The 25,352-nt window shown below is 38.5% G+C and carries 31 protein-coding genes and 2 pseudogenes; 6 read left to right on the top strand and 27 right to left on the bottom strand.

Annotation, left to right across the window (positions count from 1 at the left end; all coding sequences use genetic code 11):
• From nadE to SAZ04_RS09945, 11 genes and pseudogenes are all read right to left on the bottom strand, one after another.
• Complete coding sequence (nadE, locus tag SAZ04_RS09995) at nucleotides 1-828, bottom strand: NAD(+) synthase (RefSeq protein WP_332694628.1); 828 nt, start codon at nucleotides 826-828, stop codon at nucleotides 1-3.
• A gap of 551 nt (nucleotides 829-1,379) precedes the next feature.
• A complete protein-coding gene (gene tlp, locus SAZ04_RS09990) occupies nucleotides 1,380-1,616 on the bottom strand; it encodes a small acid-soluble spore protein Tlp (RefSeq protein WP_332694626.1) in 237 nt (78 codons plus the stop codon).
• Nucleotides 1,617-1,699: 83 nt separating this feature from the next.
• Nucleotides 1,700-2,119 (bottom strand): acyl-CoA thioesterase, encoded by a 420-nt coding sequence (locus SAZ04_RS09985; protein ID WP_332694624.1) that lies wholly within the window; start codon nucleotides 2,117-2,119, stop codon nucleotides 1,700-1,702.
• Nucleotides 2,120-2,152: 33 nt separating this feature from the next.
• The gene (locus SAZ04_RS09980) at nucleotides 2,153-4,477 is read right to left on the bottom strand and encodes an AAA family ATPase (protein ID WP_332694622.1); all 2,325 of its coding nucleotides are present in this window, start codon (nucleotides 4,475-4,477) and stop codon (nucleotides 2,153-2,155) included.
• A 45-nt stretch (nucleotides 4,478-4,522) separates the two neighbouring features.
• A complete protein-coding gene (locus tag SAZ04_RS09975) occupies nucleotides 4,523-5,011 on the bottom strand; it encodes a DMT family transporter (RefSeq protein WP_332694787.1) in 489 nt (162 codons plus the stop codon).
• Nucleotides 5,012-5,038: 27 nt separating this feature from the next.
• Nucleotides 5,039-5,419, bottom strand: a pseudogene (locus tag SAZ04_RS09970) (DMT family transporter); the annotation flags it as partial.
• A gap of 193 nt (nucleotides 5,420-5,612) precedes the next feature.
• Nucleotides 5,613-5,810: a hypothetical protein gene (locus SAZ04_RS09965; RefSeq protein WP_332694620.1), complete on the bottom strand. Its 198-nt coding sequence runs from the start codon at nucleotides 5,808-5,810 to the stop codon at nucleotides 5,613-5,615.
• A gap of 11 nt (nucleotides 5,811-5,821) precedes the next feature.
• The gene (locus SAZ04_RS09960; RefSeq protein WP_332694618.1) at nucleotides 5,822-6,373 is read right to left on the bottom strand and encodes a copper resistance D family protein; all 552 of its coding nucleotides are present in this window, start codon (nucleotides 6,371-6,373) and stop codon (nucleotides 5,822-5,824) included.
• Nucleotides 6,258-6,545, bottom strand: coding sequence for a hypothetical protein (locus SAZ04_RS09955; protein ID WP_332694789.1), 288 nt, complete (start codon nucleotides 6,543-6,545; stop codon nucleotides 6,258-6,260). The genes SAZ04_RS09960 and SAZ04_RS09955 overlap by 116 nt, the downstream gene beginning before the upstream one ends.
• Nucleotides 6,545-6,769, bottom strand: coding sequence for a hypothetical protein (locus tag SAZ04_RS09950; protein WP_332694616.1), 225 nt, complete (start codon nucleotides 6,767-6,769; stop codon nucleotides 6,545-6,547). The genes SAZ04_RS09955 and SAZ04_RS09950 overlap by 1 nt, the downstream gene beginning before the upstream one ends.
• A 50-nt stretch (nucleotides 6,770-6,819) precedes the next feature.
• Nucleotides 6,820-7,104: a copper resistance CopC family protein gene (locus SAZ04_RS09945; RefSeq protein WP_332694614.1), complete on the bottom strand. Its 285-nt coding sequence runs from the start codon at nucleotides 7,102-7,104 to the stop codon at nucleotides 6,820-6,822.
• A 203-nt stretch (nucleotides 7,105-7,307) separates the two neighbouring features.
• Here SAZ04_RS09945 and SAZ04_RS09940 point away from each other — a divergent pair, with 203 nt between their 5' ends.
• Nucleotides 7,308-7,937: a TVP38/TMEM64 family protein gene (locus SAZ04_RS09940; RefSeq protein WP_332694612.1), complete on the top strand. Its 630-nt coding sequence runs from the start codon at nucleotides 7,308-7,310 to the stop codon at nucleotides 7,935-7,937.
• Between the two features lie 132 nt (nucleotides 7,938-8,069).
• Here SAZ04_RS09940 and SAZ04_RS09935 read toward each other — a convergent pair whose 3' ends face one another.
• The 7 genes from SAZ04_RS09935 to acnA all read right to left on the bottom strand — a co-directional run bounded on the left by SAZ04_RS09935 (nucleotide 8,070) and on the right by acnA (nucleotide 13,249).
• Nucleotides 8,070-8,528, bottom strand: coding sequence for a VanZ family protein (locus SAZ04_RS09935; RefSeq protein ID WP_332694610.1), 459 nt, complete (start codon nucleotides 8,526-8,528; stop codon nucleotides 8,070-8,072).
• A gap of 185 nt (nucleotides 8,529-8,713) precedes the next feature.
• Nucleotides 8,714-8,854: a small acid-soluble spore protein N gene (gene sspN / locus SAZ04_RS09930; RefSeq protein WP_332694608.1), complete on the bottom strand. Its 141-nt coding sequence runs from the start codon at nucleotides 8,852-8,854 to the stop codon at nucleotides 8,714-8,716.
• A gap of 47 nt (nucleotides 8,855-8,901) precedes the next feature.
• Nucleotides 8,902-9,042, bottom strand: coding sequence for an FbpB family small basic protein (locus SAZ04_RS09925; protein ID WP_332694606.1), 141 nt, complete (start codon nucleotides 9,040-9,042; stop codon nucleotides 8,902-8,904).
• Nucleotides 9,043-9,098: 56 nt separating this feature from the next.
• Nucleotides 9,099-9,818: a DUF421 domain-containing protein gene (locus SAZ04_RS09920; RefSeq protein WP_332694604.1), complete on the bottom strand. Its 720-nt coding sequence runs from the start codon at nucleotides 9,816-9,818 to the stop codon at nucleotides 9,099-9,101.
• Between the two features lie 136 nt (nucleotides 9,819-9,954).
• Nucleotides 9,955-10,164, bottom strand: a complete 210-nt coding sequence (locus SAZ04_RS09915) for a DUF1657 domain-containing protein (RefSeq protein ID WP_332694602.1) — start codon at nucleotides 10,162-10,164, stop codon at nucleotides 9,955-9,957.
• 13 nt (nucleotides 10,165-10,177) lie between these two features.
• Nucleotides 10,178-10,321, bottom strand: a complete 144-nt coding sequence (locus SAZ04_RS09910) for a hypothetical protein (RefSeq protein WP_332694600.1) — start codon at nucleotides 10,319-10,321, stop codon at nucleotides 10,178-10,180.
• Between the two features lie 216 nt (nucleotides 10,322-10,537).
• Nucleotides 10,538-13,249 (bottom strand): aconitate hydratase AcnA, encoded by a 2,712-nt coding sequence (acnA, locus tag SAZ04_RS09905; RefSeq protein WP_332694598.1) that lies wholly within the window; start codon nucleotides 13,247-13,249, stop codon nucleotides 10,538-10,540.
• A 245-nt stretch (nucleotides 13,250-13,494) separates the two neighbouring features.
• On the opposite strand from acnA, the gene sspO reads away from it, so the two are divergent.
• On the top strand, nucleotides 13,495-13,632 hold the full coding sequence (sspO, locus tag SAZ04_RS09900; RefSeq protein WP_332694596.1) for a small acid-soluble spore protein SspO: 138 nt from the start codon (nucleotides 13,495-13,497) through the stop codon (nucleotides 13,630-13,632).
• 368 nt (nucleotides 13,633-14,000) lie between these two features.
• Nucleotides 14,001-14,138 (top strand): small acid-soluble spore protein P, encoded by a 138-nt coding sequence (locus tag SAZ04_RS09895; RefSeq protein WP_332694594.1) that lies wholly within the window; start codon nucleotides 14,001-14,003, stop codon nucleotides 14,136-14,138.
• A 180-nt stretch (nucleotides 14,139-14,318) separates the two neighbouring features.
• On the opposite strand, the gene SAZ04_RS09890 is transcribed toward SAZ04_RS09895, so the two are convergent.
• From SAZ04_RS09890 to SAZ04_RS09880, 3 genes and pseudogenes are all read right to left on the bottom strand, one after another.
• Complete coding sequence (locus tag SAZ04_RS09890) at nucleotides 14,319-14,807, bottom strand: acyl-CoA thioesterase (protein ID WP_332694592.1); 489 nt, start codon at nucleotides 14,805-14,807, stop codon at nucleotides 14,319-14,321.
• Nucleotides 14,804-16,213 carry an L-seryl-tRNA(Sec) selenium transferase gene (gene selA / locus SAZ04_RS09885; RefSeq protein WP_332694590.1) on the bottom strand — a complete coding sequence of 470 codons (1,410 nt, stop codon included), beginning with the start codon at nucleotides 16,211-16,213 and terminating at the stop codon, nucleotides 14,804-14,806. The genes SAZ04_RS09890 and selA overlap by 4 nt, the downstream gene beginning before the upstream one ends.
• A gap of 93 nt (nucleotides 16,214-16,306) precedes the next feature.
• Nucleotides 16,307-16,498: pseudogene (locus tag SAZ04_RS09880) on the bottom strand (Rdx family protein); the annotation flags it as partial.
• A 193-nt stretch (nucleotides 16,499-16,691) separates the two neighbouring features.
• Here SAZ04_RS09880 and selD point away from each other — a divergent pair.
• Nucleotides 16,692-17,726: a selenide, water dikinase SelD gene (selD, locus tag SAZ04_RS09875; protein WP_431308993.1), complete on the top strand. Its 1,035-nt coding sequence runs from the start codon at nucleotides 16,692-16,694 to the stop codon at nucleotides 17,724-17,726.
• Between the two features lie 82 nt (nucleotides 17,727-17,808).
• On the opposite strand, the gene SAZ04_RS09870 is transcribed toward selD, so the two are convergent.
• The 6 genes from SAZ04_RS09870 to selB form a co-directional block, all read right to left on the bottom strand.
• Complete coding sequence (locus SAZ04_RS09870; protein ID WP_332694586.1) at nucleotides 17,809-18,507, bottom strand: hypothetical protein; 699 nt, start codon at nucleotides 18,505-18,507, stop codon at nucleotides 17,809-17,811.
• A 270-nt stretch (nucleotides 18,508-18,777) separates the two neighbouring features.
• Nucleotides 18,778-19,512: a phosphonate ABC transporter ATP-binding protein gene (phnC, locus tag SAZ04_RS09865; RefSeq protein ID WP_332694584.1), complete on the bottom strand. Its 735-nt coding sequence runs from the start codon at nucleotides 19,510-19,512 to the stop codon at nucleotides 18,778-18,780.
• 11 nt (nucleotides 19,513-19,523) lie between these two features.
• The gene (gene phnE / locus SAZ04_RS09860; protein WP_332694582.1) at nucleotides 19,524-20,285 is read right to left on the bottom strand and encodes a phosphonate ABC transporter, permease protein PhnE; all 762 of its coding nucleotides are present in this window, start codon (nucleotides 20,283-20,285) and stop codon (nucleotides 19,524-19,526) included.
• Nucleotides 20,286-20,298: 13 nt separating this feature from the next.
• Nucleotides 20,299-21,249 carry a phosphate/phosphite/phosphonate ABC transporter substrate-binding protein gene (phnD, locus tag SAZ04_RS09855; protein WP_332694580.1) on the bottom strand — a complete coding sequence of 317 codons (951 nt, stop codon included), beginning with the start codon at nucleotides 21,247-21,249 and terminating at the stop codon, nucleotides 20,299-20,301.
• A gap of 85 nt (nucleotides 21,250-21,334) precedes the next feature.
• Nucleotides 21,335-22,387, bottom strand: coding sequence for a glycosyltransferase (locus tag SAZ04_RS09850; protein ID WP_332694577.1), 1,053 nt, complete (start codon nucleotides 22,385-22,387; stop codon nucleotides 21,335-21,337).
• Nucleotides 22,359-24,323 (bottom strand): selenocysteine-specific translation elongation factor, encoded by a 1,965-nt coding sequence (gene selB, locus SAZ04_RS09845; RefSeq protein ID WP_332694575.1) that lies wholly within the window; start codon nucleotides 24,321-24,323, stop codon nucleotides 22,359-22,361. The genes SAZ04_RS09850 and selB overlap by 29 nt, the downstream gene beginning before the upstream one ends.
• Nucleotides 24,324-24,450: 127 nt before the next feature.
• On the opposite strand from selB, the gene SAZ04_RS09840 reads away from it, so the two are divergent.
• Together SAZ04_RS09840 and SAZ04_RS09835 are read left to right on the top strand one after the other, a co-directional pair.
• On the top strand, nucleotides 24,451-24,762 hold the full coding sequence (locus SAZ04_RS09840; RefSeq protein ID WP_332694573.1) for a hypothetical protein: 312 nt from the start codon (nucleotides 24,451-24,453) through the stop codon (nucleotides 24,760-24,762).
• Nucleotides 24,763-24,920: 158 nt separating this feature from the next.
• Entirely contained in the window at nucleotides 24,921-25,244 is a 324-nt protein-coding gene (locus SAZ04_RS09835) for a 2Fe-2S iron-sulfur cluster-binding protein (RefSeq protein WP_332694571.1), read from the top strand.
• Nucleotides 25,245-25,352: the final 108 nt, after the last annotated feature.

Raw genomic sequence — 25,352 nt, 5'->3', positions numbered from 1 at the left:
TTACTGTTTCCACCAAGAATCATAAATGGTAACAGGAAGCTGACGTTTATGCTCGGTTTTTTCATAACGTGATTCAATTTTCTCTTTAATTCCACGATCCACTTGTTTTCCCTCAAGGTAATCATCCAAGTTGTCATACGTCATTCCTAGAGCAATTTCATCAGGCAACCCAGGCTTATCATCTTCTAAGTCAGCTGTAGGTGCTTTCTTGTAAAGATGCTCTGGTGCACCTAATTCCATTAATAATAATTTTCCTTGTCTTTTCGTTAGACCAAATAATGGAGCAATGTCACAAGCACCATCACCATGTTTTGTAAAAAATCCAGTAATTGCTTCTGCAGCATGGTCAGTCCCAATTACAAGACAGCCAAAATGAGCTGCCAAATCATACTGCGCTTTCATGCGCTCCCTAGCCTTTGTATTTCCTTTGTTAAAATCAGACAGCTGTTCACCCGTAGCTGCTATAAACGCCTCTACGGATGCATTAACAGCTCCTTTAATGTTAACAGTAAATGCCTTTGTCGGCTCAATAAAGCGGATTGCATCTTGTGCATCATCTTCATCTTTTTGTTCACCGTAAGGAAGCCTTACTGCATAAAATGAATATGCTTTGTTTGATTGTTCTTCATTTAATTCATTAATAGCTGTCTGAGCTAGTTTCCCAGCTAGTGTTGAATCTTGGCCTCCTGAAATCCCCAATACAAAGCCGTTTACTCCCGTATGTACTAAATAGTTCTTTAAAAAATCGACTCGCTCACGAATTTGTTCCTTCGGATTGACTGTTGGACTTGTTTGTAAATCAGAAATAATGGTTGTTTGAGTTGGCATATCATATCCTCCTATTGTTTTCATACTTTTATTATAACAAGTATTTTTATTATTGTTGGAAGCTACGTCCTAATTGATAAGCTCTGCTTTCGTAATTCCAAATGCCAAAGATTTCACCACCGCAGATACCATTTGGTTAATTATAACATACGATGAGTTTTCACTTACATAATAAAAAGATCACCAATTCAATTAATAAGGAACACTATCTTCCTAGTTCTTCATATCCTACTTTAACTAACGTCAAACGTGTTTTTTTCCAGTAACTCCTTCTAGTGAAACGCTTAGGATTTGTTCATCCTATAAGTAAGATGCTTTTGTATGCATCTTACCAAAATCCACTTATTCAAAAGGAGAATCTGTATGTCAAAAAAAGATCCCAATACTAAGCAAAAATCAAAAAAACGACCAAAACACAAGACCAGTAGCAGTGCGAATGGTCAAAATGATTCTCATTAAGAGATATATTAAAGTAAAAAAAGCTGTTGAGGTTATGCTCAACAGCTTTTTCATGTTTATGTGAAACTTTGGTCAGTTCTCATGAGGGCAGTTTACTTTTCGCCTTTGTATCCATTTTTGCGAGCTTGCATTTCATCAGCCATCTCCGCTTCAAATCCTCTAATGCTCTCTACGCGGCGCTTGTTCTTCTCTTTAATTGATTGCTTTTGTTCCTCTTTCATATCAGTATGAGCGAGAGATTCTTCAGCAGCCTCAATATTGTGCTCCGTGTTTTCTTTCATTTGTTGAAGCTTTTCTGCATTATCATTGCGATTATCTGGCTTAGCCATCTTCATTACCCCTTTTTTATTTACTTAAAAATCGCTTACGCAACCTTAGTATGGATAATGGCTGATAGCTTATTCGTTCATCTTTATTTTTTCTTTATTTCTTCATATTTTTGAAACCACTCAGGGAAAGCCTTCTTAAATGCCGTTGGTTTAAATGTTTCTTTTTTTACAATGATATGTGTTGTTGTCCCCTCAACGCATAATTCATCTTCGCCGTTGACAACGTTATACCCATAAACCGCTTTGATCCCATCATTTCCTTCAACCCATGTCTTCACAAAGGCTTTATCTCCATAGCGAATTGGCTTCTTATATGTCACTCTAACATCATATACCGGCGCATAATAGCCTAGCTCCTCCATCTCGATATAACTATATCCAACATCTTCAACAAGGCCACCTCGACCAAGTTCAAAGTACTTTAAATAATTGGCATGGTAAATGACACCCATCATGTCTGTATCTGCATATAAAATTTGTATTTCTCTTGTCGACATATACATGTACATCACTCTTTTCTAAATGAATCGTATATCTTAACTTTTCAGTAATTGAACGTCTATTTTTTCAATCGTCCTTAATTGGTCAGCGTGTAACTGTTCATATTCAATGAGTCGTAGCGATTGAATTTGAATGAGTTGATCTAACACATCACTTGCAAAGCGTCCGTTACCTGGATTTCCATTTTCAGTAACCTGTTCTTCTAATGCTTCTTTAGCATCTGCTGTTAATTCATAGCCAAATTGCTCTGCTCGCTTTTCTATCATTTCAAGCAACTCATTTTTTGAATAATCCTCAAAATGGAGGTGTTTCTTGAAGCGTGAACGTAATCCAGGATTGCTATTAAGCAATAGGTTGATTTCACTCGCATACCCAGCTAAAATAATGACGAGATTCTCTTCATGTTCCGTCATTTCTTGAACAAGCGTATTAACTACTTCTTTTCCAAAATCACCTTGTCCATCTGCTAAAAGAGAATAGGCTTCATCAATAAACAACACGCCACCTAGCGCATCTTTTACTTTTTCCTTTGTTTTTTGAGCTGTTTGTCCAATATACCCAGCTACTAAATCAGCCCTAGATACAATGACTAAATGTCCACGTTTCAAGAGCCCAATTTCTTTCAATGATTTTGCAAACAATTTCGCAACTGTCGTCTTACCTGTTCCAGGATTTCCTGTAAATACCGAGTGAACTTGGAGCGGTAAGGCTTGTAATCCTTTTTCTCTACGAATTTGTTGAATCTGCACAAATGATGTTAACTGGACCATCTCTTTCTTTACTTGTTCAAGGCCAATTAACTGTTGTAATTCATCTTGTGCTGATAGTTCTTCTAAACGATCTGTTTCTTCAAAAAAATCGCTTGCTTTAAGTAAAACAAAATCATCGGCTTGGGCGTTTTCGATCGCCATTTGGGAACCCTTTTGAAAGATCGCATCTAGAATAATATTTTTCGCCGCTCGCGCATTTCCAAAAGACTCATCAACTTGTCCTTTTTCGATTCGTTTCTGAAATTCGTTTCTGGCACTACTCGTTAATAAATAATCGTTTTCAATAGCAACTCTTTCGCCGATTTGAATCAATTCATCGATTGAGTAATTGTCAATTTCTATATGATTTTGTTCGGGAAAGCGACTCCTTAGACCTGGGTTCGCACGTAAAAAGGTACGCATTTCCTCAGGATACCCTGCAAGAATAACAGCAAATGTTCCAGCATACTTCCCACTGGTCATTGCGGAGACAAGGGTATCAATTGCCGACTGACCATAATCATTCCCTGCTGCTCCCGCTCTACGTAAGCTATAGGCTTCGTCAATAAATAACACGCCACCAGCCGCTCGTTCAATCGCTTGATTCGTATTTTCTTCTGTTTGTCCAACATAAGCCCCAACTAGTTGAGTTCGATCTACTTCATATACTTCATCTCGTTTAAGAAGCCCTAGTTCAAAGTAAATCTTTGCCATTAATCTAGCTAGATGAGTTTTCCCTGTACCAGGATTCCCTGTTAAAATCATGTGCAGAGCTATACCATCTTTTGCTTGGAATCCCTGATGTATTCGCTCTTTTTGATAATGCAAAAATTGATATAGCTTGCGCACTCTCCTTTTCACATCTTTTAACCCAACTAGAGCATGTAATTCGTCTAGGGCTGTACGCTTCTCTTGTTGGCCTTGATTTTGCTGAATAACTGTATCCCATCTTTTCATAATCAGCTCAATGACGTTTGTCGCTTTCGCAATTTCTTTGAATTGTGCAGCAGAATAATAAACACCTGTCAACGAATTCGCATATTCAGTTGTGGCCAATAAAATAGTCTTAAAAGGCAGTTGCAATTCCTCCATTAAGCTATTTACCGTTTTGATTGTCTCACTACTTTCTTCATTTTCAACATATTCTATTGAGGCTTTTATCTTATTCGAAATGTCGTCATATTTATCAACATAACGAAAAAACGCCTCAGCTATTTCTTTGTACTCATTCGCTGTTTTTTTCTTTGCGGAGCCATGATCAGTCTCTCTTATTGGAGGAAACTTCTCTGGTATCGGTACTTCCTCAAAAAAATCTAGCAATTGTTGTACGTTCAACTGATGGGCAGATGGATTCGTATCATCATCCTGTAATGCTTCATTCGTCCAGCGTTCAACTAAATGATCAATTTTCCCGACACGTTTATAGCGAGCATGTGCTAACATTGACAACAGCTTCGATTTATATAGGAGAGTCTCTTTTTCCAGTTCTTCTTTATCTTCAAGTTGTTCAAGGATTTCCCAAGCCTTTCCCTCTTGAAAAGGTTCGTTTCCTTGCTTCACTTTGGAAAGCCACTGCTCTATTTTCTCGTTTTTCCAACTCTCTTGTATCATGAATCACACCACTTTCTTAAAATACCGTTCTTCATTTTATCATTATTACCCTGTCTTTGCATGCGAGAAGCGTTTATCTTTACGGTGCCGCACAGATGTACCTACATACACACCTGATAGGACAAACAGCGCCCCAATAACCGTAGCAAATGTGAGTGTTTCCCCTAAAAAAAGTGTTGCCATGATCACTGCTGAAACCGGCATCACATTAATAAATATCGAAGCCTTCGCAGCTCCAATCTTTTGTATCCCATAATAGTAAAGTATAAAACCGATAACTGTTACAAACACACTCATATGTGCAATCGCTAGCCAAGCAGATAATGTGCTTGTTGCAATATTCTCCCAAGGACTTTCTAGTAACAAAAATGGCAGCAAAAAAAACGTTCCAAACCCTACTGCATATGTAGTAGACACAATCGAACTAAACTTCCGTAAAACAACGCGCCCAATTACACTATATAATGCCCACGTACTAACAGCTCCAAGTAAAACAAAGTCGATTGGCTCAAATTGAAACCGTAAAAAGATCATCAATTCCCCTTCTGTAATAATTGTTACAACACCGGCAAACGCAAGAAGTAGACCTGCAACATTTCGTTTAGAAATCGTCTCTTTTAATAAAAATCCTGATAACAGCATAATAAGCATTGGATTCGCTGCAATAAACAGGGAGCTCTTTATGACAGGAGCATGTTTACTAGCTAAAAAGAAGCAAATATTATAGATCGCAATCCCCGTTATTCCTAACAAGGCAAATAACATTCAATCTTTTTTCGTTGGTTTGGGACTATTTTTCTCAACTAGCCACATGATTGGAAATAATAAAAGTGCCGCTCCGAAAAAACGTAAGAAAGAGATGGTTGCAGGTTCAAAGCTTTCAATTGCAATTTTCCCAGCTATAAACGCGCTTCCCCACGTACTTGTAGCAAGTGTAAGCATGCCATAAATCATCCATTGCTTTTTTCTCTCCATTTTCTTAACCCCTTTTTGTTTTTTATTTTACTCCTTTACTTCGATAAACGAAATAGTTTTTTGAAACAATGGGCAGAGAGTCATTGTCCTTCAAATATGTTTTCATATTCCCATATTCGTTAAAATGAACGTCTTTTAATTACAAAAGGAGTGATTGCCTTTAATGGCAATACACTCCTTCCTCCATTACATTTCGTGCATACGTTTCTATCACTTGTCCATTATCAGCAAGGAAATCAATTGGATGCTGATCAGCCCAATTTTCATTCGTTGATACTATATTAATAAATGTATTTTCTTCCACCTGTGCGATATAAGAACCACCTTCATAATGAATCTGAACTCGTGCGACATCCACTGGTTCTTGTATTATTCCAAATGTAACAAATGAATGGCTCCAATATTTACATGATCGCCAATAAACAATCGCATGAAGACAGAAATTCTTCCAGTTTGTAACGTTTGCGCTACTTCATGTGGTGGAGTTTGTTCAGTCATCAGCGCCGAAATTGCAAACACGTGAAGCGCAATAAGTGACTCAATTCGAAAAGACGTAATAAGCCTCGATTTGTTTTCGAATTCAGCCTTAGAAACACCAAGAAGAAAATGGTGAAAACCAAAGACCAATAACGGTACGAACAATAAATGTTTCATTACTAACAGTTGACCATAACTAAGAAGCCATGACTGAACATATTCTGGGACAATGGCCGCCATTAACATAAAACCAGATCCAATAATGACAATAACAGCTAAAGTTGCCACAACTGAAAACCAGCGGAAGAATCGGCGTGTCTCGTTCCAATCATATGTGAACCAAGCTACGACGGATAACGTTCCAATCCAGACCGAAACGGCTAATAAGTGAAGCGTATTTGGCAGCAGGCAGTGAAAATTGATTGTACAGTGTGATAATAACACGGATAACCGGTACAAATAAAAAAATAGGAATCAAGAGAATGATCCATTTCAATGACTTTTCCGAAATGTAAATACTCGGTCGAGCTTTCTCGGTAATTCGCATAAGGAAAAAATATCCCGTTAGAATCGCTAAACAAATGTATAGCAAGACATTTGCTAAAGAAATCATCATTAGCGACGCCTCTTAATTAGAAAGCGTATAAACACAATAGTAGCTCCTGTAGCCATTATTAGAATTGGCAGAATAAATCGACTTGATGATGATTCTACCGCTTCTTCCTCTTCCAGTCCTATTTGGTCTTCTACGTCATTTATATTTTCTGCTAGATCCGTCTTACCCTCTGAACTATCAGGAAGATCCAGTTCTTCATCATCATATTCTGAAATAGTAAACATGAAATTCCCTCCGTCAGATGAGTGTCTTCACCTAACGCTTTCCAGTCAACTTAATACGTACCAGGTGCAAGAGGAGCACCAAAAGTGACCGTAATGGTTGAACGATCCACTTCGATTTGTTTAGAAGAAACTTCTTGATTTCCCTCACTATAAACAGTTGCTGTACTAACTCCTTCTATGCCTGCATTAAAGTGAAGTGTGATCTCATTTACTGCCTCTGCTAGTTCCTCTCCATCTTCAGGAGATGATTCCGTAACATACGAATGTGCCCCTACGTTTACAGGGAACAAAACTAGTAGACCAACAACAAATAATAACCAGATACTTGCTCTCATACCATCACCATTTTCCTAGTAATCCACTTTGATTTAACCATTTTATCAGATAAAATCTTTTTAGAAAAGATAATCGACTGTTGACTGTACGTGCCTATCATTTGTTTGACCACTAAATTTCATGAAAGTGACAAAACAAATGACAACAACTATGACAGATATATGAGAGAATGAGAAGCGTACTATGAGAAAGGAAGGTTTAGATGAGGAAAGGATTTGTTTTATTTGGTTATGTAGCTATAGCCGTTATCATGTATCTTTTTGGAGAATCATTGCTTCAGTGGATTCGTCAAGGTGGTACAGATTACATGATCGTAACATCATTACTTGCAACAATCTTTGCATTATTCCCCATTATTCCTTATCCGATAATTGGTGGTGTCCTCGGGGCAGCATATGGACCCATTTCCGGTAGTATCGTTACATGGATTGGTTCATCTCTTGCATCGATCCTTATGTTTGCTTTCGTTCGCTATGGATACCAGGACTGGGGGAAAAAATGGCTATTCCGCTATGAACGCCTAGCTAAGATAACTGTAATGTTTGAGAAAAATGCTTTTATGACGATCTTTTTAACGAGGCTTATTCCTGTCATTCCATCAATCATTGTTAATATTTACTCTGCATTAAGTCGTGTAACTTTTCTGAGGTATGCAATTGCTTCTTCATTAGGAAAAGTGCCATCGATGATCTTATTCGCAACGGTCGGGAATACCATTGTAACCAACCCAAGTGACTTACTGTATATCTCATTGTTATATGGATCATTCTTAATAGTTGTCTACCTATGTTTTCGCTTATTTAATCGGTACACGGTACAAAATAAGGGATAGAGAGGAAGAGGAAGAGGAAGAGGAAAAGGTCAAAAACCGACCTTTTTCCATGTTTTCAATGGCTTACTCGCTATGCTCATTGTTCGAGGAAGAGGAAAAAGGTCAAAAACCGACCTTTTTCCTCTTCCTCTTTTATGTTTGGATGTAAATGATTCGTTGTTTTGTCCAGTATACACATGAGAAGATGAGCAATCCTATTACTCCTCCAAGGGTATTTAAAATCACATCATCAACATTTGCCACACGGTGGGTAAATAAGAATTGGCTCACTTCAATTAAAAGAGAGACTGAAAAACTGATACAAAATACCATTAATAATCGGCGGACTTTCGGACAAACCGATGGAAGAAGAAACCCAAGTGGAATAAATAAGACAATATTCCCGATTAAAATACGAATCGGATCTGCGATGGTTGGACTAAACACAGCAATTCGATATATACTACGGAACGGAATTAAATTATAATTTCTTCCTCCTGGGCCTGCTGGACCAAGAGAGGCTCCATAATTCCATGCAAATAAAGTTACATAAAATAAAGCTAATAAATAGCATACTAGTAGCGACGTTAAAATGAGTTTCTGATGTCTCATTGTTTGACCTACCTCCTACGACATCATTCCTCTCCATTATTCCGTCTCTCACTAAATATGACAAGCATTTTTCATCGACAACTTTTTCTAATCAAACAAAATTCTTAATGAACTCTCGGTTCAGTAGGAAAATGTGCTGTTAAAGAATAAAGCCCTGAAGTAGTTTACTCCAGGGCTTGTTCTTATTATCCTTTAGGAGGAACATAATTAGGTTGTTCATTGCTTTTTTGAGCCATTTTTTTCCCGTTATTTGCATTCGATTTTACAGGCTGCATACCTAGGTGGTCAGGACGAAATTGAGCAAAGTGTGATTTTGTGCTTTTCATAAGTAACCCCTCCCTATTACTAGGTTACCTCCAAAAAGCATTCCTATTCACATCTCGACTTGTTTAACTGAGGATCTTTTTTGCTCCCATTTTTCTTCTAGACGATCTAACGCTGCCTTATCATTCAATAAATTTTCCCTATTTTCTCTAACTAGTTCTTCAAATGACAATTTTCTGACTCTTCTCACTAGAAACACTCCTTATTCTTTTTATCATCTTGATACAAAAGGAGCATTTTTATACATCAAAGGTCACTCGTTTTTGATTTTGGACTTACAAAAATTTGACCAGATTCATCAATTGTCATAACAAAAACTTCTCGCACGTTCCTAAAACCGTGATTATGTATTTGTTCTCTTAACCAATCAATCGTTCCAAACTTTTTAACATTCGCTTCGATAATCTGCCCATCTTCGATAAGAACAGAAGGATATCCTTTTGACGGAACATTTTTTTTCATATCTTTTAATGTAACACTTTCATAATTTGATTTTTTTATAACACTGATCGAACCATTCATTTCAAGTATTGCGTAATCAATTTCAGATAAATCACTTGCATTATTTAAGCGAAGATCCATAAAAAAAGCTTCAAGTGTGATCTTCGCTTTTCTCAATTCCTCATGTAAAATTTGGCCATGTCTCATTAATATTATAGGCTCATCCTCAATGACACGCCTAAAACGAGGTGCTCTCAAAGCAATAATTGATAAAACTAAATGCAAACCTGCAATCATCGCTGCAGCTGAAACAGGACCTGCTAGTGGGATAGCTCCGTCTGTTAGAGGCTCTCCAAGAATATCTCCAATGACCACCCCAAAAATAAAATCGAGTGCGTCAATAGAACTCATTGAGCGTTGTCCTAAAACTTTTACAATAAGAAATATATATAAGTACACAATTGTTGCGCGTATCATATATCCGTATATTGGTAATGATTCAGCTCCTTGCCAAAAATCAAACAATTGGACTCCTCCATTCTTTAAAACTCTCGCATATGATAGCTTTCTCAAAAGAATCTGACCCTATTATTAAATCAATTAATTGTACAACAATAGGGTCAGACGAATTCATTTGAGTCAAGCTCTTAAAGAGATCTCTTTAGTTTGATTGATTAAATTGAGGTTCTTCTTGAAGAACCTGCTGATAACGACCTTCAAGTAAAGTTGTAATGTTTTTTTGTTGTGTCGCCAAATTCTCATATAATTGTTTTGCATCTTGATTTTCTGTTTCAAGGGAGAACTGTGTTAAACTGGCTTGGACACTTTGTGCTGACGCAATTGCTTGTTGAAGCTGAGTTTGTACAGTCATCAATGAAACCTCCTTATGAATGCTGATTTCGATTCATTTTTTGTGCCTCGACTTCTGCATAAGAAGCATACTCTGTATCAGGATGGTTTTCTTTCCCTTGTTTTTTGGCATTATTATTACGTTGTGCATTGGCATTTCCTTTTTTTTGTCGCCCCATAGTTATCTACCTCGCTTTCATTATTTATCAGTTATAGGATGTACAAGTTTCAAGCGAATATTAGTAAGGAAAGAGAAAAAACAGTACGTGAAATTTCTTTTTCTAACTAATTTCTTTTACTCTACTGCTTGTTTATACCGGTACAGCACCTTAAAACAAGCAACAAAAAAACCTCCCTCCACCTCTATACGGTGAAAGAAGGTTTTTCTATTTGATTTAAGAAAGTTTATTACGAAGAACCATTTGTAAGATACCACCGTGACGGTAGTAATCCATTTCAACTTCACTATCAAAACGAACAAGAACTTCAAACTCAGTTTGCTTGCCGTCTGAATCTGTTGCTACCACTTTTACGATTTCGCGTGGCTTCACATCGTTTGTAATCTCAACTGCGAATGATTCTTCTCCAGTTAATCCAAGAGATTCAGCACTATCGCCATCTTTGAATTGAAGTGGAAGAACACCCATAAGAACAAGATTGCTACGGTGGATACGCTCGTAACTCTCAGCAATAACCGTCTTAATACCAAGAAGGTTTGTACCTTTTGCAGCCCAGTCACGTGAACTTCCCATACCGTAATCCTTACCAGCTAAAATAGCTAGACCAGTATCTTGCTCCTTGTATTTCATAGCTGCATCGTAAATAGCCATGACATCACCAGTTGGCCAGTAAGTTGTATATCCACCTTCTGTACCAGGAGCGATTTGGTTACGGATCCGAATGTTTGCAAACGTACCTCTCATCATAACTTCGTGGTGACCACGACGTGAACCATATGAGTTAAAGTCTTTTGGCTCAACTCCTTTAGAGATGAGGTATTTCCCTGCAGGTGTATCTTTACCAATTGCACCAGCTGGAGAAATATGGTCAGTTGTAACCGAATCACCAAATTTACCGATGACACGCAGGTTAGATAATGGTTTGATATCTTCTGGTTCTGGTGATAGATCTTCAAAGAATGGTGGGTTTGCAATGTAGGTAGAATCTTCATTCCACTTGTAAAGCGCATCATCCGTTGTTTCGATCTCATTCCAACGATCATTACTGTCAAATACACTTGAATATTCACGTGCGAATAGCTCAGGTGTTACAGTTTCAGAAACCACTTTCGAAATTTCATCTGCCGTAGGCCAAATATCAGCAAAGTATACATCTTTTCCATCTTGGTCTTTGCCAAGCGAATCATTTTGTAAGTCAATATCAACCGTACCTGCAAGTGAATAAGCAACTACAAGTGGCGGCGAAGCAAGATAGTTAGCCTTAACTAAAGGATGAATACGTCCTTCAAAGTTACGGTTACCAGAAAGAACAGATGTAACAGTTAAGTCATTTTCTGCAATTGCTGTTTCAATCTCATCTTCAAGTGGTCCTGAGTTTCCGATACATGTTGTACAGCCATAACCAACTAAGTGGAAACCTAACTTTTCCAAATATGGAAGAAGTCCAGAATCAGTTAGATAGCCTGTTACAACTTTAGAACCAGGTGCTAAAGATGTCTTAACAAATTCAGGTACTTCAAGACCAAGCTCGACTGCTTTCTTAGCAACAAGTCCCGCCCCTATCATTACATATGGGTTAGAAGTATTTGTACAACTCGTAATTGCTGCGATAGCAATTGCACCTGTATTCATTGTTGTTTCGCGACCATCTTTAAACGTAACAGCAACTTCTTTATCAAATTCTGCTTCTGTTTGTCCTAAACCTTGTGTTCCTTGAGGCGCGACAACTGCATCACGGAATGATTTTTGCATACCAGAGAGCGGAATAAGATCTTGAGGTCGCTTAGGACCTGAAAGGTTTGCTTCGATTTCGCTAAGGTCAACTTCTACTGTATCCGTATAAGTCGGATCATCTGTTTCACCAGCAACATAGAACATTCCATTTGCTCTGCAATACGCTTCAACAAGTTTAATTTGCTCTTCAGAACGACCCGTTAAACGCATGTAGTTTAGTGCTTCTACATCAACAGGGAAGAAACCACATGTTGCACCATATTCAGGCGCCATGTTAGAAATCGTTGCACGGTCAGCAAGCGGCATTTCCGCAAGACCAGGTCCGAAGAATTCAACGAACTTTCCAACCACTTTTTTCTCACGTAATACTTGCGTAACTTTTAAAGCGATGTCCGTAGCCGTTGTACCAGTTGCTAATGTACCTGTTAACTTCACTCCAATAACTTCTGGAACTGGGAAGTAAGATGGTTGTCCTAGCATGCCAGCTTCAGCTTCAATGCCACCAACACCCCATCCAAGTACACCAATCCCATTGATCATTGTTGTATGTGAATCGGTACCAACTAATGTATCTGGGAAAGCAACTGTTTCACCGTCTTTTTCAACTGCATGAACAACATTTGCAAGATGCTCAAGGTTCACTTGGTGAACGATACCTGTTGCTGGAGGAACTGCTTGATAGTTATCGAACGCTTTCTTTGCCCAGCTAAGGAACTGATAACGCTCTTCGTTGCGTTGGAATTCCAAATTCATATTGAAATCAAGTGAATCAAGTGAACCAGCTTTATCCACTTGTACTGAGTGGTCAATTACTAAATCAACCGGAATTTCAGGATTAATTTGATCTGGGTTACCGCCAAGATCTGCCATTGCTTTGCGTAATGCAGCAAGGTCAACTACAGCAGGTACACCTGTAAAGTCTTGAAGAATAACACGAGATGGTTTAAATGGAACATCGATCTCTTTCAGCTCGCTTGTTCCCCATTTCGCTAAGTTTTCTACATGCTCTTCCTTGATGACATAACCATCATATTGACGAAGAACTGATTCTAGTAACACTTTTACTGAATATGGTAGTTTTGACACATTGCCCAAACCAGCATCCTCAAGTGCTTTTAAAGAGTAATAATTAATTGTCTTTCCATCCAAAGAAAAGGATGATTTTGCTTTGAATACATCATTTTTTGTTGACATATGTATACCCTCCTTCACAAGACTATCATACCTTAAACTGTCAATATTGTCTAAATCAGACCGACTAGCCCGTCGTTTTATCATAAAAGAGAAAGCGCTTAAATGATCCGACAAAACAGTCCCTCTATAGAATAGCAAAACTTATCTAAAGAATAAATGTTTTTTTAAAAAATTTATAACGAGTTTTGTAAAAATACATAATAAAGCTAAAATAAACGAAAAATAGAGAAATGGGAGGTGTTAATATGCAAAAAAAACAAAAACCAAACGAAAAAGATAAACGAATTATACAAGGAGAACAACAGTTTCAAGAAGAAACTGCCAATGAACCTCTAACTGAAATGGAACGACAACACAACAAAAAAACGAAAAAGAGACAATAACTTAGAAAAACTTGGTTGCTGCCAGGGCCCTTTCTTAGAGGGCTATAACTAGTTCCTTTCTAAAAGTGAAGAGCGAATTCAGGCAGTAGCCTTAGTTTTTCTTACCTCCCAAACGTCCCCCTACTCACCGGGAATAACTGATGGCGTAACGTTCTTTTCCGATTCGACATCAGCTATGGAGGGCATCGAAACGTTCATCTAGACCACTAATAACCGAACCAAGCTCCTTTGCTCAGTTCCTCTCTAAATCTTAAATCTCTCCCTCGTCCAACCTTATTTCAAATATGACTAGCTTGTGTTAAACATTATTGATTATTCGTATACAACACTCATTTCCAGACATACTACATTTGAGGAGGGAAGCAAACATGGCAGAACATAACACGTATAAAGACCAACGAAGAAATGCACCAAAAGGACAAAACTCTGGACAACCTGAACCAATGAAAGGCTCGAAAAAGGTCAAGAAAGCAAATCACGTAGGTCAGACAGATGGAGAAGGCTAAAAGTCTACTTTCCTAAACGGTCTAAAAAAAACCCGCCAATTAAGGAGGCCACTGAAAAAGATCGGTTTTTGCCTTTTTCAGTGGCCTCCGATTTTTTACCTTTTCCAGTGCCCTCTAAGTAAGTACGGTTTTCTTTAATAAGGACAAACAATATGCTGTTAATCTTTTAGTAATAGGCCTTTATTTGTTTTGTCGTTCTTTCCGCTCTTGTCTTCTTTTTTTACGTTGTTCAAACCGTTCTTCTGCTCCCTTATAATGCCATATTTCCTCTTCCGTTTCAGGAATTACTTGTGGAACAGAAGTTGGTTTTCCTTGTTCATCGAGTGCTACAAATGTTAAATAGGATGTTGCTGTTAACCTGCGCTCTCCTGTTAACAAATCTTCCGCCTCTACTTTCACATAAATTTCCATCGAGGTGTTCCTTGTGAATGTAATAAATCCTTCTAAACAAATCGCTTCACCTGAATTGATAGGAGAAATAAAGTCTAAGCTATCACTTGATGCTGTCACAATCATTTTGCGTGCATGTCGCATCGCAACGATACTAGCCACTTTATCAATATAGGCCATAACATTCCCTCCAAATATCGTCCCATGATAATTTGTATCAGGAGGTAGAACAAGATCAGTTAAAAATGTTTTTGATTCTGCTGGTGTTTTTCCACTCATACGGTTTTCCCCATTTCTCTTGACAGCTCTTGAAGTCTGCGATGCAAATCCTCAAATTCTGCTTCTTCTATTGTTCTAAAATCAAAAGCAATCTTATCATCAACAATTCTAGTAATCACTGCGGGTGTTCCTTTTCTTAATTCATCATGAATCATCTGGGACTTATATGATTCGTTCGACAGTAGTAATAACTCCGTCTCTAATTCCACTTCTGGCATCGTCCCCCCGCCGACTTGCGAAACGCTGCTTCTAAACTCAGTCTTCCAAAATGGAGATAAACAACTCGTGAATTTCTCAATCCTCTCTTGGATATCCTTCTTCTTCAAGAGAATTGCCTTTAGTGTTGGTAATGTATTTCGCGCTGTTTGTTCACTAACATAATCCTTTAACGTTGCTTCTAAAGCAGCAAGTGTCATTTTGTCAACGCGCAACACACGTGCTAGTTGGTGTTTTTTCAGCTGATCAATCCACTTTTTCTTACCCGCAATAATTCCTGCTTGTGGTCCACCAAGAAGCTTATCCCCACTAAATGTAACAAGATCGGCTCCTCTTTGAAGGGCTTCAGTCACGGTTGGTTCCTGCCCAATTCCGTCTTTTTTTAAATCGTAAATCGCTCCACTTCCTAAGTCCTCATAAACAAGGATATTATGGTTCGTTGCTACCGGCTTGATCTCAGCTATACTGACATCTTTCGTGAAACCAATTATTTTAAAATTGCTGGTATGTACTTTCATAATCATGGCTGTTTCTTCAGAAATAGCATTTTCATAATCATAAAGATGTGTTTTATTTGTAGTTCCAACTTCTACTAAATGTGCACCACTTTCTTCCATGATCGATGAGACACGAAACGAACCACCAATTTCTACCAGTTCACCTCGAGAAACAATCACTTCTTTTCCTTTTGCACATGCTTTTAAAACAAGATAAACGGCGGCTGCGTTATTATTAACGACCATTGCTGCTTCAGCGCCGGTTGTTTCTTTTACTAATTCTTCAATTAAATCATGGCGCGACCCCCTTTTTCCTTGCTTCAAATTATATTCAACATTTGAATAAGAATAAGCTGTTTCCACTACTTGTTTGATTGCTTTTTCACTTAAGCGTGCACGCCCAAGGTTCGTGTGTAAAACTGTGCCTGTTCCATTTATAACGCGTTGCAAGGAAAAAGTTGAGTGATGACTAACACGTTCCGATAACCGTGTGAAAATGGAGTCCATAAACGAAATAGACTGACTACCTTCTATTTCTCCTGTCAAAACGCCCGCGCGGATATCGGCAACCGCCTCTTGTAACCACTCTGTTACCTTACCCTTTGATAGTTGTTTGTTTTCAAGCAATTGTGTAAACCGCTCATCTTGTTGTAGTTCATGGATTGCCGGTAATTGTCTCAATATGTTTTTCATATAGGATCCACCTTTCTTCACTAACAAGGGGTCTGCCCCCCGACTGTTCTATGACGCACTTGGTCGGGGGCAGACCCTTTATGACACTCTCAATTATTTAACCATTTCTTCCATCTGCTCAATTATTTCTTTAGTCTGAGGGAATGAACCTGTTTCTTTTTTCGAATAAATTAATTCACCATTAACGGTAACTTCGAAGACGCCACCTCCGCTAGTGACTAAGTTTACTTCTTTGACTTTCCCACGAAAATGACCGAGTACTTCGTCCGTGAAACTCACGGCTTTGGGTGCGTAGTTTCACATCATACAAAATTCAACAGTTACTTTGTAATCCATGCAAATCAATCTCCTTTACATTGTTTTCAACTATATTGTAGGATAATACAAAGAAGGATGCAAAAAATGTGCAACTACTAGGCACACTAAATGTGTTCCATGTAAGATATAGGAGGTGTCCTCATTGGACAAACAAGAACAGATTCGTTTAACTTCTTTTTCAACAAAAGCTGGTTGAGGCTGTAAAATTGGTCCAGAAGACCTGACGCAAGTTTTGCGTCATTTACCAAAACAAACACACGATCCCAATTTACTCGTTGGACTCGATACATCAGATGATGCCGGTGCATACCGTTTAACTGATGATTTAGCGATGATTCAAACGGTTGATTTTTTTACACCTGTTGTAGATGACGCCTATATGTTCGGCCAAATCGCCGCTGCTAATGCGCTTAGTGACGTTTATGCAATGGGCGGGAAACCAACAACTGTCATGAACATCGTTGGTTTCCCTATTAAAAAGCTTCCACCAGAAGTGCTAGCTGATATTTTACTCGGCGCTGCTGATAAAACAAAAGAAGCTGGAGCCATCATTGTCGGTGGTCATTCGATTGATGACCAAGAACCAAAGTTCGGTCTATCTGTAACAGGACTTGCCCACCCTGATCGCATTTTCAAAAATGTCGGAGCGAAACCTGGTGATACACTAATATTAACAAAGCCTATTGGTGTTGGAATTTTAACAACAGGGATTAAACGTGAAGCTGTAACGAAAGAGCAAGAAAAAGCCGTAACACAGACAATGGCACTTCTTAATAAGCAAGCTGCTGAACATCTTGACGGCTTCCATCCTAATGCTGTTACAGACGTTACAGGATTTGGACTTCTCGGTCATAGCTATGAAATGGCTAAGGGAAGCAACGTCACATTTGAACTAGAAGTCGATACCATTCCCATGCTTGATGGAACAAGAGAGCTTGCAGAACAAGGGATTATCCCAGGTGGTTCGAAAGCAAATGAACGCTGGCTCGAAGGTTGTGTAGCTTACGCAGATGAGATTACAGATGTGGAAAAAAGCATCTTATGTGATGCGATCACTTCAGGAGGATTACTCATTAGTTTGTCGGCAAAAGAAGCAACGCAATATATCAAAGCCATGCATCACGCTGGTGCGTTCGCAACGATTATTGGATCTGTCACAGAAAAGAAAGACAAATCTATTGTTGTAAAAAAATAAAAGAAATGCTCAGGAATTTAGTTTCCTGAGCATTTCTCATTTTAAATATAGCGCGGCATTATAGCTCAAAACCTTTACTATATTACGACTCACTTGCCACTGTTTTTACGAGCGCTTTATAACCTGAACGTGTTAAGTTATGCTCTTCATCAATATAGTTGCTCTTTTTTAACGCTTTAATCGTATCTTCTGTTAAAGAGGTTACAATAGTTGATACTTCCTCATTAAGACTCGCAATCGATGATGTTTGTATGTTCTCTGTTTCAATAGATGCTGCTATTTCTTTCATAGGGTCAACTTTCACAAAATACTTTTTTGTCTCAAGCACAGCATGTTGAAGTTTTCCTTTAACAATCATTAGGTCTTGCATAATGTTGGAGCGTTCTGATTCCTTTTCCTTGATTCGCTCTCGGTATGTTTGTCTTTCTAGCTCATTTAATTCTGCTTTTGTAAATAATTCTTCTAGCATTCGCGTGCGATCTAAATCAATTTTCTCAAGCTGTTCTTCTTTTTCTAGTAATGTTTTCTCAAAAATTTGAGTAGGCTGATCTTCTACCTGTTCCACTCCCATTACTTCTCTTTCTTGTGCAGGCTGTGCCACTGGCTTTAAAGCGTTTAGCTTCTTATTTAATTGATAAGCGAATCCAGCCAAAAATAAAAGCACAAACAACCTGAACATAACCTCATTTTGAATGATTGCGTATATAAGAATGACTCCGGCTAATGCACTAACGATCATTAGCGCTTTTGAATGCATGAGTTGATTTACTTTTTCTCTCATTGTATCTTCTCCTCTACGTTTCTTGACCATATAGTGATCAAACGATATTTTATCACACTCCACCTGTGAAAAAAGACCTATTTTTCGTCCCAGAAATTTCGACAGTATAAAGTTAAGAACAACTCTCTTCTTTTAATCCCCTCTCTCTGCTCTTTTTGTTCAATTTTCAGCCCTCCAAAAAGCAAAAACGAAGGTGACTCATAAGGTCATATTTCACCTTTTGAATCACCCTCGATACAATTAAGAGTCACTATGAGACACAGCTTCCAATCATTGATAAATATCTGCAAACATCTGATCATCAACCTCATTAGGCTTTCCATCAAAAAGTAATTTCCCATCACGAAAGGCAATAATTCGCGTTGCAAATTCTTTCGCTAAGTTCACATCATGTACATTAATGATCGATAATAATTCATGTTCTTCATGGATTCTTTTTAACAGCTCAAAAATCCTTCTCGATGTTGACGGATCCAAGCTTGCTACAGGCTCATCTCCTAACAACAACTTCGGGTCTTGTAGCAATGCTCTAGCGATTCCGACACGTTGTTTTTGCCCACCACTAAGTGCTTCGACTCGTTTATGTGCATGTTTTTCTAGTCCAACTTCCTTAAGAGCTTGAAGGCCACGCTGTTTTTCTTGTTCAGAGAAAATGCCGAGTAAATTTTTATAGGGAGGTCGCTTGCCAAATGCACCTGTTAGCGTATTTTGAAAAACGGTCATTCTCGGGATCAAATTAAAGTGTTGGAATATCATGACCATATCTGAGCGAATTCTCCTCATTTTCGCTTCAGAAAGAGTCGTTATATTTGTCCCCTCAAAAGTCACCTGCCCTGCTGTAAGCAATTGCAGACGGTTTATGGAGCGAATAAAAGTAGACTTACCTGCTCCACTTTTACCTAGCACACAAACAAATTCCCCTTTTTGTAACGACAGATTTACATGATCAAGGGCATTTTCATCGGATTTCGGGTAACGTACAACTAAATCTGAAATCATCAACATCACAGCACCTCCTATATCACCCTAGCACGTATGCGACCACCGATAAAGTCCACGAAAATGACCATGATCATGATCAGAACAATATCTAGTGCCACTGCTGTATAATAAAAGCTTTGAAAATGGTTAAAGAGCTGCTGCCCAATTCCGCCTCCACCAATAAACCCTAAAATTAAGGAGGTGCGGATCGCCACTTCAAAGCGATAGAAGTATTGCGACAGCACATTAGGCCAGATTTGTGGCAAAATTGAAAAGAGATGCCCAACCCATTTCGTCGCACCAACAGATCGCATCGCTTCTTGCGGACCACTATCTGCTGCTTCAATTAGTTCAGAAATCAATTTTCCTAGAACACCAATATTATGTAAAATGATGGCCAAGACTGCAGCAAATGGACCTAGCCCAAAAGCTGTAACAAAAATTAACCCAAAGACAATCTCAGGAATGGAACGTAATGCACTTAACCCCCCACGAGTTGAACTATACATTGCAATAGATCCACTCGTATTTTTCGCCGCTAAAAAACTAAGAGGTAATGCAACAATCAAGGCAAGAAATGTTCCTAAAAACGCCATAGCTAGTGTAACTAGACTGTGATACGCCATTCTCGGAAAAAGAGACCACTCAATCGGGAAAAAACGAGTGGTCACCATGTCAATTATGTTTCCGATTTGCGTAAGCTTTCTCCATTCGAAATCGGTCATATTCATGCTCCACCATAGTGCCACGATGATAAGCAAGATATAAACGATGTAGCGCCTACGAAACCAAACCATATTTTTTATGCTCCTATTCTAATGTAAGCATATCGAATTCACGAGCTGCCTCTAACACATCCGCATATTGATTATCGTCAGCCTCAACAAATTTTGTTGCGCCACCGAAAATCCGCAGAATATCGTCATCTTCAATTTTATAAAACGCTTCTTGAACTTGTGAAATCAGCTCATCGTTCATTTCAGCAGGTACAACCCACGGATACTGATAAAGTTCATCTGATTGCCAAATTACTTTTAGATCATCGCGAAGTGTGCCGCCATTCTTTTCATCTTCTTTCATAAGAGCTTCTAAAATAGCACTGTCAACCGCTCCAGCATCAACCGTTTGCTCTTGTACAAGAGTTGCTACAATATCATGAGAACCTGCAAATTGAATTTGCTCAAATTCATGGTCATCTTGACTTTCATATACCCCTAGCTGACGCAGGTTCAGACCAGGAATTAAGTGGCCAGATGTTGAAGAAATACTAGCAAATGCAAAATCAACATCAGCACGATCCTCAATCATATCATCTATATCTTCCCACTCGCTGTCAGCGTGTGTAATAATATACGAGAAATAATAAGGACTTCCGTCTACTTCTTGTGTAATAATTGCTTGCGCTCCACTTTGTTCATGTGCGATTAAATAAGTTAACGGACCTAAGAAAGCAAGGTCAATTTGATTATAATTAATTGCTTCTACAACAGCATTATAGTTCGGATACTGCTCTACAATCACTTCACGATCCAAATGTTCGGTTAAGTGTTCTTCTAATTTATCAAGACCTGTTTGCATTTCCCCCATTGATTGCGAAGGGATTACAGCAATCTCAAAGGCACTGTCGTCTTGCTCTGTTACTGGTGCTTCTTCTGTCGCTTCATCAGTTGTCGGTGATTCGACTACTTCATCAGGATCATCTGCGCCTCCACATGCAGTTAATGCAAACGCTAGACCTACTGTTAAAATCCATTTCTTCATCTTGTCTCCACCTCTTCTAAAATTCGTTGCCATGTAAAATTTATCATTTGCCTAAATCGCTTGTAAAGCAATTACCCTTGAAACACTAAGAATACACCTTTGCTAAACAGTGCGTATAGACTTGTAAATATAAATTCATTTCCTCTTCCAGTGAATGATACTTATTTACGTATATTTGTGCCTTATTCATTAGTTCAACTTGCTTCTCTTCTGACTGAAGCAACAAGGAAACCTTATCATGGAACTGTTTTGGTGATTCAAATAACAGTCCCGTTTCATCATCTTGAATGATACTTGCGTTTCCTGAATTATTCCTCACTGCAACCAACTTTCCTAACGACATTGCCTCAAGGATCGCCGACGGTTGCCCCTCTGAGATGGACGTATTTAACACAATATCAGCTTGCCAATACAATTCTCTCATTTGTTCAAGTGGAATCTCTTCAATATATTGAAACCATTTATTTTCTTTTTCACGTTGCTTGACTTCTTTGTACACTTCTTCATCAAGAACAGGACCTACAATAGTAAATACTAAATCCGGCCATCTACTTCGTATTTTTGTTAATCCATCCCATAAATAGAATACATCCTTAATAGGTCTTAGCCCTGCAGGAAGTAAGAATTTTGGATAGCCTGTTATCTGTTGTATTTCTGAAGAATGCCCCTGATGAGTTGGTAGGTATACACTTTGAGCAATTACATAAATACGATCAACTAAAGCAGGGTAAGCCTCAACAATTTTATTTTTCCCGTCATCATTAAATACTGTAATTCCACAAGACTCATCAGCGACAGAGTTTATCAATAGTGCCGCTGCGTTATTTTTCAAATCTTCGTTCACGTCTGTACCACCAGTCGTTAGTATATAGGGTTTACGTAATTCAAGATGAGGATACTGTTTAAACCATGTAGCAAATCGCTTTAAATGGAGCGCATGATAAATATCAGCTTTATTGAAATACGCTTCCCAATCAGCGTCCCAATGATCTTCCTCATAAGCAAACACACGAACCGTGACATCCCACATTTTAAATCCCTCTACAAGTCGCTTGGCCGTTGTTGAATTACCACGATTCTGCTTGTAATAAGGAGTAAAAAAAAGGATTTTAGGATTTTCTATCGAGCCAATCTTCAACTGCTGCCACTCTCCATTTCCGCTCACTCTCTTGTCTAATGGTCAAACCAAGCTTATCTAACTTTTCTAAAAATGGAACTAAGTACTTTCTTGACAATCCAGTTGCTACTTTTGCTTCATTTAAAGCAAATAACTCATTTGTTTCTTGTTTTAATTTCCATACAGCTTCTTTAAAAGGCACCTCATGGATCGAAAGTTTATCATCAAGTTGAAATAACATTTCTTGTTGATGGAAGTAATGAATCAATTCTTCATGAATAGTTTGCGGAATTTGTTGCCCGGTTAAATGATTTTGAAGTGCTGTCACTTGTAAGCCTTCATTTTTTAGCTCATGTAATACTCGCTCTACACGTTTTTGCCATTGTTGTGGCGGGTGAGGCGTATGGCTAGGTAGTGCGACATATGGGCCACGAATATTAAACCATTGCTGTTTCACACCTTCTTCTAGCAACCAATCGACAATCTTTTTTGGGTATGTTTGTATATAGCTTTGTACGATTTCTGCTTTTTTAATCCCTTCTCGAAGCGAAAACGTAGCATGATATCGATCTAGCTCAGTCTGAAGCGACTCTCGTAGTGAACGGATAACTCTTTTACTCGTTAGTTCTCCTCCTGGTAGCTGGTACACGTGCTCATTTTTATGTGTTATTTCCAACAGCTCATCTTCAGCGATATTCAGTTCCTTACTCGCCTCTTTTATTTGCATTACTTTCTTTTCTAGTAAAATTTGATCCAACCGTTCTGCTGGAGTTGCGTTCTTTTTTTGCTCAAGCATGTGCACTGTTTCTTTGCCAAAACGATATTTCGTCCCATGCGGATCAATCACTGTTCCACCACCAACTGTTTCCATCGGTGTCGGGCGCCTAATAATGAAACGATCTCCTCTTCTCGTCACAATCGGTTCGTCCAATCGGAGCTGGCAAACAATGGTTTCATTGCCTTCCGCTAATTCATTCCGATCAAAGAAGACAATTTTTCCGTACACTTCCGCAGTGCCAATATGCAATTTTATCGCTCCGCGTTGCTTCAAACTAAACTCAAGGTCAGCTACTGTTGAAAGCGCAACATCAATCGTCTCCGTTGTCTCATAATGACCACTCGCTACAAGAACATCGCCTCTTTTTATCTCATCTTTTGAAACACCGCCCACATTTACGGCAACTCGTTGCCCAGCTCGTCCCCTTTTACGAGACTGATGATGAACTTGTAATTGTCTTGCTCGAACGGAAATGCGTTGTGGCAACAGCTCTAACACATCTCCTTCATTCACATTTCCTTCGTAGACTGTTCCTCTTACAACCGTTCCTTGACCATGAACTGTAAACACTTGATCAATCGGCAAGCGAAAAGCCCCACTCGCGTCTCTCGTAGGTCGTCCAACTAGCCCATTTTTAATTCCCTCTCTTAACTCATCAATTCCTTTGCAACTGAGACTATCAACAAAAAATAATAAACTCTCTTCTAAAAAGGTCCCTTCAACCGCTTCTCTAATATCTAGTTCTACAAGCTCTCGCATCTCATCATCGACACGATCTATTTTCGTAACGACAATAATTCCCTGTTCAACACCAAGCAATCGCAATATATCAATATGCTCGCGTGTCTGTGGCATGATGCCTTCATCACTAGCTACAACAAGCATAACTAAATCGATTCCAGCAACACCAGCAATCATTTGTCTGATAAAGCGCTCATGCCCAGGTACATCAATTAGCGATACTTCCATCTCATCACTAAGTTTTAACGGAGCATAACCTAATTCAATCGAGATGTTCCGTTCCTTTTCTTCCTTCAAACGATCTGTATCTATATTCGTCAGAACTTTCGTTAACGTTGTTTTCCCATGATCAATATGACCAGCCATTCCAACCGTGTAATGATTCATAATGCCAAATCCCTCTCTACAATTGCCAATTTCGTAACGTTTTTTTATCATACTATATACGTTCTGTTGAAACAAAAGAAATGAATGTGGAGTGAAGAGATCACCCTCTTTTTATTCTTGAATGTTTAAGATAAGAAAAAACAAGCAATATATGAGTAAAGAGCAAAGGAGACTTAAGATGAATAAAGACGAGATTATGCAAAGAATCAACAAAGTAAAAAAGAACAATACCGATCACGAAATCTTCATTCAACCGAGACCGCCTGAAGAATTTGGCGATGCTGTAGAACTATCTTTTAATGAGAAGGAACAAACATTTCATGCTATTGTGTTTGACCCTGATACAGATGAGGTTTTTTCTGAGAAGGATTTGCCAAATACAGATCAGACCTTTTCATTCATAACTAAGGTACTAGAGCCAAAAGGAAACGAAGATCAGAACCAACAAAAAGATTATATCGATTTAGACTTAGGGGAACCCGAAAGTTAAACGTTTTTTTCAGTACTTTCACTGGTAGATGAAAAGAGAAGATTATACATTTTATCCTTATTATAGTAAGATTCTAACACCAAGCAAGATTTTCAGTTTATTTAGAGAGTAAATACTCACTTGTAACGATATCAAATCAGAAACGGAGGAAATTACAAATGCCAACTATAAAAGTAGAGGGAAAAGGTTCGTTCCAAGTTGAAGAAGGAAACAAATTAGTACTTGCCTTAGAGGATCATGGTGTAGACATTCTCCACCGTTGTGGCGGAAAAGCAAAATGCACAACTTGCCGTGTCGAAATTTTAGAAGGAGAGGCAGGTTCAATTAGTGAGGCAGAAGCAGCCATTCTTGATGCAAAGGGTTATAGAGAAGAAAACATTCGTCTATCCTGTCAAGTGCGAGTTCATTCAGATCTTTTGGTGAAGCCGATCATGACAGCTTCTGAGTCTGGTATGGAGCCCGGCACAAGACCAGAAGAGTAAGTGAATTAATCAATATCAATTTAAACTCCTAGTTATACACGGAGCTATTGCTAGGACTGTCTCAGCTGAGATAGTCCTATTTTGTTATGAATTTCAACATACGTATGT

Source organism: Halalkalibacter lacteus (genome assembly GCF_036663595.1).
GTDB classification, from domain to species: domain Bacteria; phylum Bacillota; class Bacilli; order Bacillales; family Bacillaceae_D; genus Halalkalibacter; species Halalkalibacter lacteus.
This window is presented reverse-complemented; position numbering and strand designations above follow the sequence as displayed.

Excerpts from the sequence above, each read along its gene's own strand:
- nadE (WP_332694628.1), bottom strand. The coding sequence starts at position 828 with ATGCCAACTCAAACAACCATTATTTCTGATTTACAAACAAGTCCAACA.
- tlp (WP_332694626.1), bottom strand. The coding sequence starts at position 1,616 with ATGGCTAAGCCAGATAATCGCAATGATAATGCAGAAAAGCTTCAACAA.
- SAZ04_RS09985 (WP_332694624.1), bottom strand. The coding sequence starts at position 2,119 with ATGTATATGTCGACAAGAGAAATACAAATTTTATATGCAGATACAGAC.
- SAZ04_RS09980 (WP_332694622.1), bottom strand. The coding sequence starts at position 4,477 with ATGATACAAGAGAGTTGGAAAAACGAGAAAATAGAGCAGTGGCTTTCC.
- SAZ04_RS09975 (WP_332694787.1), bottom strand. The coding sequence starts at position 5,011 with ATGATCTTTTTACGGTTTCAATTTGAGCCAATCGACTTTGTTTTACTT.
- SAZ04_RS09955 (WP_332694789.1), bottom strand. The coding sequence starts at position 6,545 with ATGATGATTTCTTTAGCAAATGTCTTGCTATACATTTGTTTAGCGATT.
- SAZ04_RS09950 (WP_332694616.1), bottom strand. The coding sequence starts at position 6,769 with ATGTTTACTATTTCAGAATATGATGATGAAGAACTGGATCTTCCTGAT.
- SAZ04_RS09945 (WP_332694614.1), bottom strand. The coding sequence starts at position 7,104 with ATGAGAGCAAGTATCTGGTTATTATTTGTTGTTGGTCTACTAGTTTTG.
- SAZ04_RS09940 (WP_332694612.1), top strand. The coding sequence starts at position 7,308 with ATGAGGAAAGGATTTGTTTTATTTGGTTATGTAGCTATAGCCGTTATC.
- SAZ04_RS09935 (WP_332694610.1), bottom strand. The coding sequence starts at position 8,528 with ATGAGACATCAGAAACTCATTTTAACGTCGCTACTAGTATGCTATTTA.
- sspN (WP_332694608.1), bottom strand. The coding sequence starts at position 8,854 with ATGAAAAGCACAAAATCACACTTTGCTCAATTTCGTCCTGACCACCTA.
- SAZ04_RS09915 (WP_332694602.1), bottom strand. The coding sequence starts at position 10,164 with ATGACTGTACAAACTCAGCTTCAACAAGCAATTGCGTCAGCACAAAGT.
- SAZ04_RS09910 (WP_332694600.1), bottom strand. The coding sequence starts at position 10,321 with ATGGGGCGACAAAAAAAAGGAAATGCCAATGCACAACGTAATAATAAT.
- acnA (WP_332694598.1), bottom strand. The coding sequence starts at position 13,249 with ATGTCAACAAAAAATGATGTATTCAAAGCAAAATCATCCTTTTCTTTG.
- sspO (WP_332694596.1), top strand. The coding sequence starts at position 13,495 with ATGCAAAAAAAACAAAAACCAAACGAAAAAGATAAACGAATTATACAA.
- SAZ04_RS09895 (WP_332694594.1), top strand. The coding sequence starts at position 14,001 with ATGGCAGAACATAACACGTATAAAGACCAACGAAGAAATGCACCAAAA.
- SAZ04_RS09890 (WP_332694592.1), bottom strand. The coding sequence starts at position 14,807 with ATGAGTGGAAAAACACCAGCAGAATCAAAAACATTTTTAACTGATCTT.
- selA (WP_332694590.1), bottom strand. The coding sequence starts at position 16,213 with ATGAAAAACATATTGAGACAATTACCGGCAATCCATGAACTACAACAA.
- SAZ04_RS09870 (WP_332694586.1), bottom strand. The coding sequence starts at position 18,507 with ATGAGAGAAAAAGTAAATCAACTCATGCATTCAAAAGCGCTAATGATC.
- phnC (WP_332694584.1), bottom strand. The coding sequence starts at position 19,512 with ATGTTGATGATTTCAGATTTAGTTGTACGTTACCCGAAATCCGATGAA.
- phnE (WP_332694582.1), bottom strand. The coding sequence starts at position 20,285 with ATGGTTTGGTTTCGTAGGCGCTACATCGTTTATATCTTGCTTATCATC.
- phnD (WP_332694580.1), bottom strand. The coding sequence starts at position 21,249 with ATGAAGAAATGGATTTTAACAGTAGGTCTAGCGTTTGCATTAACTGCA.
- selB (WP_332694575.1), bottom strand. The coding sequence starts at position 24,323 with ATGATAAAAAAACGTTACGAAATTGGCAATTGTAGAGAGGGATTTGGC.
- SAZ04_RS09840 (WP_332694573.1), top strand. The coding sequence starts at position 24,451 with ATGAATAAAGACGAGATTATGCAAAGAATCAACAAAGTAAAAAAGAAC.
- SAZ04_RS09835 (WP_332694571.1), top strand. The coding sequence starts at position 24,921 with ATGCCAACTATAAAAGTAGAGGGAAAAGGTTCGTTCCAAGTTGAAGAA.